Below are 10,379 nucleotides of genomic sequence, written 5' to 3'. Positions count from 1 at the left end.
CTTCAACTGGAACAAACGGTGCAGGCATAGGTTGCACAAAAGAATGGTCCTCTGGAACAATTGGTACAGAAGGACGTACAGGTTCAACAGGGGCAGAAGGAGTGGGAACAAAATCTGTAGATGAAGTGTCCTCCGGAATAGAGGGCTCAGATGGCAGAACCTCATCAGTAGAAGGAGCCTCTGGAACAGTTGGTACAAAAGGAACTCTAGGTTCAACAGGCACAGAAGGAGTGGGAACAAAATCTGTAGATGAAGTGTCCTCCGGAATAGAGGGCTCAGATGGCAGAACCTCATCAGTAGAAGGAGACTCTGGAACAGTTGGTACAAAAGGAACTCTAGGTTCAACAGGCGCAGAAGGAGTGGGAACAGAATCCGTAGATGAAATATCCTCTAAAACAGAGGGCTTAGATGGCAAAACCTCATCAGTAGAAGTTTCAACTGGAACAAGCGATGCAGGCATAGGTTGCACGGAAGAAGCGTCCTCTGGAACAGAGGGGACAGAGGGAAGTACAGGCGAAACAGGGGCAGAAGGAGTGAGAGTAGAATCCGTAGGAATAAATGTTTCAGACGGCTCAGATGTTTCAGGCAAAGAAGGTGTAGATGGTATAAGCGGTGGCTTAACAGAAGGAGGTTGTTCAGGCGCAATAGTCTCTGATGGCCGTTCAGAAGGTATAGTTTCTGCTTCAGATTTAGGTGGTAAAACTGTGGACGTAGGCTTAATAGACGGAACTGAAATAGATTCAGAAGGATCTAATTCAGGATTAATGTAAACACTTTCGAGACGAAAATCCCAAAAATCTCCTTCCCCTTCAACCAATCTATTTTCGGGACTTGCTTCTCCAGAAGAAGAACCAGGACCATAAGCACGAAGTTTATATTGATAAGGAAATCCATTTATCGCAACATAATCATTCAAAAGCTTAAAAGTATCTTCCTTTGCTTTTCCAAAAACCTGAATAATCGAAACACTTTGATGACTTCCGTCAATCACGTTTGTATCTGAAGCTTTTTGAAATTTTTCCATTCCAATGAGCGTGGTTCCCAAAACATCACCATAGATTAAAACGCGATCAGTTTTTTGAGGATCAAATGAACCATCATTATTCATAAATGTGCTCATCTTAATCCGAGAATTACCTTCCGCACTGTATACTTTATTGTATACGTCATCCACACCCGCTGTTTTACCAATATCATCTAATGCATAAACATCTTCTTTATTGTATATTTTCTTTCCAATATGCAATGTTTGATAATCTTGAGAGACATATTTCTCAAAAACAAGCGTACTATCAAGGAGACTCAAAGTAGAAAGCGATGAAACCGTAACATCCTTTTCTTCTAAACCTTGATATTTACTTTTAGTAAGATACCATGTTGAACCATTTTTTAACTGTAAATCTACGCGAGACCTATCTTCAATGCGCACTCCCCCTATAAGGGTTGAAGAATATGCTTGAACAAGAAGAGAAGAATCTTTTTCAGTTTTTATTAATAAGTCACCAGAGATTTTTGTATCGTCCAATAGTTCAAGGGTAGCTTTAGCCCCAAAACCATCAGTCCCAGTGCTATAAATGGCGATACCTTCTGGAACTGTAAAGTTTGTCTTTGATAACTGAACAAATGCCTTTCCTATAATGATATTTCTGCCTTGTAACAACATTTCATTAGTTGAATCAGCTATTTTAAACCCTTCCTCTGGTTCTAATCCATAAAAATACAGACCATGTACTCCTTTACCCTGCACAGAAACATTGGATTTGTTAATCTTAATATTTGTCTTCTTAAATTCATCCGATGAACTAAATGCTTTCCACAACAACTTTTCTTTATCATTCACATCAACCGAAGAATTTTTCACCAAAAAACCATGCATATCACTCAGTTCAATAGAACTATTACTCAATTGAACATTACTTCCTTGAGAGACATCGAAAGCTTCTGGTATTTTATCAAAACCTTCCTCATCGACGATAGTAGTTTTTTGTTTTCCTTTACCCTTAATGATAGTACTATCGAAATTATACCCTCCCCCATAAAATGATGAAAATCTACCTTTCCCATTAAATGTAACAGTACTGCCTGACATCCTAATCTTTGCACCAAGTCTACTCACAAACCCGATATCTTGCAGGTTGTCTGGCTCAATCTCAATCTTTACACGCACTAAAGCAATATCCGCTTCTTCACCCAATGCATACATAGCGTGAGAAGTTTCCGTAATTGATCCATCTGTCATGCTAATGACCGCATTTTCAGCATGAAGAGCACGTACATTCTTAAAATTTGAATTTTTTAGATTAAGACGCGCACCATATTTTGCATATGCACCATATGTCAATATTTGACCTGAATCATCGCCATAAACATTTATCTGAGATGCATCAACAACTGTACCTGCTTTTTCTACATATATAGCCTTAATAGGAGCAGAATCAGGAGCATGTTCTTGAGAACTTTTTAAATTATAAGTTTTATTTTCAAGTGTATGTTTTTTACCATCACTGCACGTATAAAAGCTCCCTGTTTCATCACAGGGAGCTGCAAAAGCATGAAAGCCAGCATTAATATTTACAACCCAAAAAAAAGAAAAAGCAACTGTTGTAAAAGTCAACCTATAATTTTTAAATATATTAACCATAACTCTTTTGCAAATCCTTCTCCCCCGCTTTATTTAAAAGTGAATGAGATCTGAAATAATGTTAAGTTAAACATATGAATAGTTTTAAGTATAACAAATAAATACTTGCTTTGCAATTCATAAAATACTCTATATTTATGTAAATGTTATTCTATATTTCAGAATATACATAAAAGCGTAGTGTAAACCGCATGAAAAATCATCTCTGAAAAACCAGTTTTACTAAGACGATGCTGATAGGTTAAATCTCCGTGCAATAAAAAATTTGAAGATAACTGAGCATTACCCCCCATTCCAGCTTCTAGAGAAGAACCACCCCCCCCTAATTGGAATTCATCTCCAAACTGTACACGTTGTTTTCCTCCAAAACTCATGGCAAGATGAAACTTGCCATTGAAAGAAACAACCAGAGCCTCTTCAGAAGCAGCAAGCGTCTTTCTTAAAGACCCGCCAACACGCATCACCCACAAATCAAGTTTTTCTATTTCAATATCAAAACCATCAATATCAAATGCCTGATCAAACCGCACATTTTGATAAACAACCTAAACCTGCGGCATCAAAAATAACCCCTTTATGTCCTGTCATAAATGACTTACCCGCAATCAATAAAGCACTCAAAGGTGTTCCCTTCAATGTTGTTGTCTTGCCTCTTGCTTGCGTGAGAACATTCCCTTTAAATAAACCATAGGAAAAAAGACCCTCTATATAAAAGCCTGTATCATACTGCATGCTGCCATATGTGTAATAGACCATTTATCAAATGTACTTTTTTGTTTTCTTCAACATCTTGAGGTTGTAGAGAATTTTTTCCATCATTCCCCATTATTCCAAAGCTTAAAGTGTGATGTGTATCCTCAATCGCATTGAGCAAGACACTTGCCTCTATAGCGTTATAATTCAAATTTCCACCATAACCATATTGAAACTCAGATAGGTCAGAAACATAACGATAACTTCCACCGTAACCTCGCACAAAAAGTGCAGGATTTTTTACCTTTTTCCCCTAAAGTCCCAGCAGCAATACGCAATGTTTCCAGCTGTTTATTGTGATTGTTCATATCCATCAAACCAACCTGAAACAAGCATGAGGCATCGATAGATATGCTGAAACTTGCGGAACAACAGCTTTAATGCCCTCTTCAGGATAAAGAACAGAAGCATCATGATCAGCTAAAACATTATTATGATGAGTATGAGTACTTAAAGAATGAGACACATCATTTTCCAACCGCATATGATGCAGATGAGAAAGTTTCTGAACATATTCAGCTTCAAGTCGGAAATCCCAAAAATCTCCATTATACTCAATATTTTTCTCTTTAACGGATCCATCCCCACCTTTACCTGTCTATGAGAAAAATTGGGACCATAAGCACGAACACTATATCGATAAGGCGCTCCTCTTAGAGCAACATAATCTGTTGTTAATTTAAAGGAATCATCCGCAGCCTTTCCATAAACCTGAACAATTGAAACACTGAGGCTGTCTTTTTTATCGTCTTTTTGCTTACCTTTGCTCTGGTTCTTTATTTTTTTTGAAGCCACTGTAACATCGACAATACGCACCTTACTTTTTCCATAAACATCACCATAGATAAGAAGTTTATCAGCTTTTATTCCCTTGCTTTTACCATTTGCAGTAAGATATGCATTAACATATAAGCGTGCGTCCTCTCCTACAACGTAAGCATGATCTAAACCATAATCATCATCCAATCTCCTAACACGAAGTGTCTGATAAAAATCATTTCTTGGTTTCTGAAAGAAAATAAAACTATCAATAAGCCTTACAAAGAAAATAGATGAACCTACACAATATGGAACTTTTTTATGATTATTTTCAAGCGCATTTTTATTTGCTCTTACAGTCCATAGAGATTGATTGAACAACTCAACACTACCATAAGAACCTTTCTCAACATGTGCTCCTCCTGCAAGAAAAGACGCATAGGCATCAAGAACGATAAATGAATTATTTTTGACATCTAATAACCGATCAGCAAAAAATACGCGAACCCCTCTGATGCCGTAATATAAGGATACCTCCTAGCATCGTTACTATAAATAGCCGTACCATCAAGAACATGAAGAGCAGTCTTTTTAAATCGAAATTCACCTAAACTTATAAGAAGCACTCCCTCTTGATATTCATGTTGAGAAGTACTTCCTCTAAAATGCAAACTATGAACCCTTTGTCCCTGAAGAATGATCTCTGAGTTTTCAAAAGAAACCAAAGACATAGAACTATCTCGAAACTCAAATCACCTTTCCTTAAAAACCGGTTTTGCACTTTCAATCGCTATGTCATGAACATCAGAAACCTGAATCTTACCTTCATCAAAGAAAAAAACCGCTCTGCTTCACACCAAACACAGATTGAGATAACTTGGCATTTCTACCACTTTTCTTTTCGCTATTTCCTATAATAGAACTCTTTTTAAAAGAAGTTTTATTGTCTTTTGACACAACCACTGCTGATGTAATCTTCTCAGATCTATTTAATTCTAAAATTCCACCAATTCCTGAAATGCCTTTTCCCCTTTACTTTTTTCCGGCTTAATAACTATGTTATGAGATTGTATTGTAAAAATAACACCTGTAGTCCTTCCTATCCAATCCACTCATATATAACTTATTACGACTTCCAAAAGTACAAGCAGCACCAACTGTATCACACGAATACGATTTAAAAAGAGAATTACATGAGGGTTTATAACCTTCTGCACTCACATCTATATTGTGCGCGAAGAAAAAATAGAGGTCGTAAGAAAACACACACATGGCGTTTTAATACTTTAATCATAATTTAGTCTAAACTTTCTTTATTTTATCTTCATAAAAAATCGAAAAGACACCTCTGGTTCATCTACTTATTATGTGCCGTCATAATAAGTTGTTTTGTATTATACATAAAGTCAAAAATCAGAAAATAACACTATAAAACCATGCTTTGTACTTATATTTTCCACAAAGGATATATTAAAGGAAAATACAATTAAAAGTGATAGCTTAATCCACCAGAAAAATGCGTTCCAGAAAATCCGGCATTCGTAAATTTATGCTGATAAATCAGGTCGCTATGAAAAATAATTTTTGGAGATAATTGCGAAAAAACACCAAATCCAGCTTCTAAAGAAGACCCAAAGGAACCAAGCTGGAAGGCATCTTTAAAATATACAAATTGTTTATCATCAAAACTACGAATGAAATGAAGCTTACCATAGAATGAAAGAACATGTGCATCTTTAGTAAATGTAAGTGTCTTCGTTAAATACCCACCAATACGCATCCCCCAATGATCTGGGCTTCGCATATCAATATTAAAATTATCAATATCACGAGTCTTATGAAACTGGAGATTTTGATAAACAAACTGAACTTGTGGTTCAAAAATAAAATATCGACTGCCGATCATAAACGTTTTACCAGCAGTTAAGGAAACACTCAGCGGCTTACCTCTCAATGTAGCTGTTTTACCTCGCTCAAGTGTGAGAACATTTCCATTAAACAAACCATAAGAAAAGAGACCATCCATATAAAGACCCGTATCATGCTGCATGCTTCCATATGCCGTGATTGTCCATTTATCAAATATACTTTCTTGACTTTGTTTAACCTTTCGAGGCTGCAAAGAAAGCTTGCCATAATTCCCCATAATCCCAAAAGATGTCGTACTGTATGCACTTTCGATTTTCTTGAGTAAAATATTTGCCTCTAGTGCATTATAATCAAGCTCACCGCCATAATCACCATATTTAAGTACAGATAAATTTGAAGTATAACGATGATGTCCACCGTAACCGCGTAAAAACAAAGCGGGATTTCCATCATTTTTCAATAACCGACCAGAAACAGTTCGCAGCGATTGCAACTGCTTGTTTTGATTACTGATATCCATCAATCCAGCATAAAATAAGGTATTTGGCACAAGAATATAAGTCAGAACCTGGGGAACAACGACTCTCACATTTGGCTCAAAATGAGAAGAAGGCTCAAAAACAGATGCCGGAACAGAAAAACTAGACGCAGGTGGTGCAACAACAGAAGGAGCGGGTGAAACATGCGGCGAAACAGGTGAACCAGATGCAACTGGAGTAACAACAGAAGGAGCGGGTGAAACATGCGGCGGAACAAGTGAACCAGATGCAACTGGAGTAACAACAGAAGGAGTGGGTGAAACATGCGGCGGAACAGGTGAACCAGATGCAGGTGGTGCAACTGGATTAGATTCAGCAATAGCGGGAATAACAGGTGCAAGAGAGGAAGGAGGATGGGGGATCTCAAGCACAAAAACATCAGATACATTAGGTGTGGTCGTAAGATGGAAATCCCGATCAGGAGAATCTACAGGAGAAGAAAGACTTGGCTCCTGAGGTTTTTGCTGAGAGTTAGAATCAATAGAACCATCCTCTCCTCCAGTAATATTAGGATGAATTTTAGGAAAAGAAGGAATATCATCAGAAGAAGGAGGGACAACCAAATCAAGAACGGGAAAAACTTTAGTGGGATCAAGAGAGGAAGAATCAACAAATTGACTTTCAAGGCGGAAATCCCAAAATGTTCCAGAGTTTTTAAGCACTCTTTGATTTGAATCTGCTGCCCCTAAAGTAGAGCCTGGACCATAACTCTTAAGATGATACTGATAGGGGGAGGCTTCAAGTGTGACATATCCCCCCTTTAACTGAAAAGAATCTTCAGCAGCTTGTCCATAAACCTGAATAATGGAAATCCCCTGATTATTACCACCATCTCCCGTCAATGCCCCTGAGCTTCCAGGAACACTATACACATGGACTGTCGTCTTTCCTTCAAGATCACCATTGATTAAAAGCCGGTCAGTTTTTTGCTCTTGCAGAGCTCCCCCTTTATCCAAATATGCATTAAGATAAAGAAGCGCATCGCCTTGTGCACGGTAAACAGTCCCCGATCCTTTTCCGATAAGAAGTGTCTGATAACCATCAGTCGTTTTGGATTTTAGTTCTTTAAAAATAAGAGAACTACCCATAAGATTGACCGATGAAATGAAGGAATAGTCCCCTAAATTAGAACCAGACGCATCAGAATTTTGCAATTTGTCATATTTTGGTCGCGATAAAATCCATTTTGAACCATTTTTTAACTCTATCTTAGCCGTAGAACTTCCATCAACATGTGCGCCTCCTACAAGGGTAGAAGCATCAGCCTCAATCTTTACATTGGAATGCTCAACAGCTTTCAGGAGTGAATCACCAGAAACTGTTGAATTTTGTAAGAGTTTAACAGAACTTTCAAATTCGCGGCTATAAATAGCCGTACTTTCTGGAGCCATAACGGTTGTCTTTGTCAAATAGACAGTCCCTTTTCCAGGCATAATTGTTTTTTTATCATTTAAGACAGCTTCCCAAAAAAAGCGCATGCCATTAAATGCATTCCCTCTCACAAAAACATTGGAATATTTGATATGAGCAGCATTATTATCATTTCCCTCCAAGGCAATACCATGCGCTCTAATGACATTAACGTTTCCCTTCTGGAAATTAAGAGAGCCTTTCCCCTGCAGCATACTAAAAGCAGAAGCTTCACGATGATTACCTGTATTTGTCCCCTGTTTTCCCCTCCCTGTAATAGAAACACCATCTAAATTAATTTCCCCATCTCCTCCTGTTTGGACACCAATACCACTGGTAAAATCAATTTTTCCTTCTTTCATATAAAGTTTTGCACCATTATGACTCAAAAGACCTATCGCATCAGAAGATGTCTTAATCTCTGTCTTGGTCAAAGAAACAAACGACCCTTTACCCGCAACACTGATCCCCATTCTGGTTGCTTTAATCACCCCATCCTGCATCTCAAAAGCCCCCTCCTCATTAACATCGCCCCCTATCGACACGTTATTTAACATAGAATCAAATAGAACAACGCCTCCCCCATTTGAGGACTTTACAGCTGTTGTCCAAGCGTTTGTTTCTGAATGTCCATGTGCATTCGAAACACCGTTAATGATTATAGCCTCTCCCTCAATAACTGTATCTTTCCCTGATGCCTCTATGGCAGCATCAGAACTTTCACCCGTAAGTTGATAAGTTTTCTTGGAAATTTCATGCGTTTTACCATCATTACAGCGATAAAATGAAGCACTTTCGTTACATGAATATTGCTTCTTCTCAGAAGAAATCTCACCCGCATCAGTATTGTATACAAAGAAAAAAATAACCGTTGTAAAATGACATAAAGAGAGATGATTTTTAAACATAATTTTCTACAAACTTTCTTCCCCTTCCCTAAAAACAAAAAAAACGCGTTCTGTTTAATAACTTTGGTTACACGTAATAATTTAAAATACGTTTTGTGTTTTATATATCGACCACATGTTTTATGTAAAGCCAGAATCTCAAAATATCACAATTTAAAATTGTATTATTTATAAATACGCGTAAAAATATAGATAGAAATAAAAATTCTACCCCAAAGCGATGATTTCAAGAGAATTTAATAAAAATAAACTCAAAGAAGAAAAACAGCATAAAAAGCGAAAACTGCAAACCAGAAAGCCTTATCTTGTTTCTAAAAAGGAACAAACTCGCTCATGCAAAAAAAAACATTTTTTTAAAAAGCTTATTTAAAAAGTTGCAAACAAATAATAAAAAGCCACAAGCTATGCTTGTGGCTTTTTAAACAACTTACCCCAAGATGATCACCTAAAAACGATAGCGCAATCCACCAGAAAAACTGATTCCAGAAAAACCACCTTTGCTTAACTTATGCTGATAAACCAAATCACCATGAAGCGCAAATTTTTGAGACAAGCGAGCATTAAGACCTAATCCAGCCTCTAGAGAAGAACCAAAAGCCCCTAATTGGAAAGAATCTTTAAAGCGCACAGCTCTTTCTTTGCCAAAATCATGGGCAAAATGAATCTTTCCATAGAAAGAAACATCACGATCTTTTTCAGGTGCAGTAAGAGTCTTCATCAAACGACCACCCACACGCACCATCAATTGATCAAGTTTATCCATCTCAATATTAAAATTATCAATATCGCGGGCCTCATTAAATTGAAGATGTTGATAAACAACCTGAACCTGTGGATCAAAAACAACACCTTCATATCCTGTGGCAATTTTCTGACCACCCATTAAGGAAACACTTAAAGGGTTACCCTTCAATGTTGCAGTCTTACCCCGTGCAGTTGTCAGAACATCTCCCTTAAACAGACCATAGGATAAAAGACCATCAACATAGAATCCTACATCATGCTGCATACTGCCATAGACTGTAGCAGTCCATTTATCAAATGTACTTTTTTGGCTTTGTGCAACATCTCGAGGCTGTAGAGAAAGCTTTCCATAAGACCCCATAACCCCAAAGGATATAGCACTGTCAACATTTTCAATTTTTTGTAGCAAAACACCTGTCTCTAGCGCATAGTACCCTAGATCTCCCCCATAACCATATTTAAGCGCAGATAAATCTGAGACATAACGATAACTTCCACCATAGCCACGCAAAAATGAAGCAGAATTTTCACGAATTTCCAACATTCCACTAGGATGAGTCCGTACTATCTCCAACTGCTTGTTTTGATTACTGATATCCATTAAACCAGCATGGAATAAACTATTTGGCAAAAGCAGATAAGTTGGTACCTGAGGAACAACAGATCTCACACCTCGTCCAGATGGGAAAACATTTTCAATCTTAGAAAGACTATCCGCAGAAGACACCGGAACAACATCACCAGAAGACACCGGAA

At 37.5% G+C, this 10,379-nt stretch carries 8 protein-coding genes and 1 pseudogene; all 9 read right to left on the bottom strand.

Annotation, left to right across the window (positions count from 1 at the left end; genetic code table 11):
• Positions 1–2,641 (bottom strand): annotated as a pseudogene (locus tag ACFIK0_RS07730) (autotransporter outer membrane beta-barrel domain-containing protein); the annotation flags it as partial.
• A 158-nt stretch (positions 2,642–2,799) separates the two neighbouring features.
• Positions 2,800–3,171, bottom strand: a complete 372-nt coding sequence (locus tag ACFIK0_RS07725; protein WP_375663751.1) for a hypothetical protein — start codon at positions 3,169–3,171, stop codon at positions 2,800–2,802.
• Complete coding sequence (locus ACFIK0_RS07720) at positions 3,161–3,373, bottom strand: hypothetical protein (RefSeq protein ID WP_375663750.1); 213 nt, start codon at positions 3,371–3,373, stop codon at positions 3,161–3,163. The genes ACFIK0_RS07725 and ACFIK0_RS07720 overlap by 11 nt, the downstream gene beginning before the upstream one ends.
• Entirely contained in the window at positions 3,363–3,617 is a 255-nt protein-coding gene (locus tag ACFIK0_RS07715) for a hypothetical protein (RefSeq protein WP_342753381.1), read from the bottom strand. Before ACFIK0_RS07715 ends, ACFIK0_RS07720 begins: the two co-directional genes overlap by 11 nt.
• Positions 3,618–3,707: 90 nt before the next feature.
• A complete protein-coding gene (locus tag ACFIK0_RS07710; RefSeq protein WP_375660161.1) occupies positions 3,708–3,860 on the bottom strand; it encodes a hypothetical protein in 153 nt (50 codons plus the stop codon).
• On the bottom strand, positions 3,845–4,534 hold the full coding sequence (locus ACFIK0_RS07705) for a hypothetical protein (protein ID WP_375663749.1): 690 nt from the start codon (positions 4,532–4,534) through the stop codon (positions 3,845–3,847). Before ACFIK0_RS07705 ends, ACFIK0_RS07710 begins: the two co-directional genes overlap by 16 nt.
• Before the next feature lie 95 nt (positions 4,535–4,629).
• A complete protein-coding gene (locus tag ACFIK0_RS07700) occupies positions 4,630–4,884 on the bottom strand; it encodes a hypothetical protein (protein WP_375637801.1) in 255 nt (84 codons plus the stop codon).
• A gap of 755 nt (positions 4,885–5,639) precedes the next feature.
• Positions 5,640–8,879, bottom strand: a complete 3,240-nt coding sequence (locus ACFIK0_RS07695; protein ID WP_375663748.1) for an autotransporter outer membrane beta-barrel domain-containing protein — start codon at positions 8,877–8,879, stop codon at positions 5,640–5,642.
• Between the two features lie 445 nt (positions 8,880–9,324).
• Positions 9,325–10,379 (bottom strand): autotransporter outer membrane beta-barrel domain-containing protein (locus ACFIK0_RS07690; protein WP_375663747.1); only part of this gene is annotated, 1,055 nt, incomplete at its 5' end.

This window comes from Bartonella sp. CL63NXGY (assembly GCF_042194905.1).
In the GTDB taxonomy this organism is placed as follows: domain Bacteria; phylum Pseudomonadota; class Alphaproteobacteria; order Rhizobiales; family Rhizobiaceae; genus Bartonella.
Note: the sequence above shows the minus strand (reverse complement) of the source record. Positions and strands in the feature narration are given on the sequence as shown.

Bases quoted from the DNA above. Each gene is read 5' to 3' on its own strand.
- ACFIK0_RS07720 (WP_375663750.1), bottom strand. From the start codon at position 3,373: ATGCAGTATGATACAGGCTTTTATATAGAGGGTCTTTTTTCCTATGGT.
- ACFIK0_RS07695 (WP_375663748.1), bottom strand. From the start codon at position 8,879: ATGTTTAAAAATCATCTCTCTTTATGTCATTTTACAACGGTTATTTTT.
- ACFIK0_RS07700 (WP_375637801.1), bottom strand. From the start codon at position 4,884: ATGTCTTTGGTTTCTTTTGAAAACTCAGAGATCATTCTTCAGGGACAA.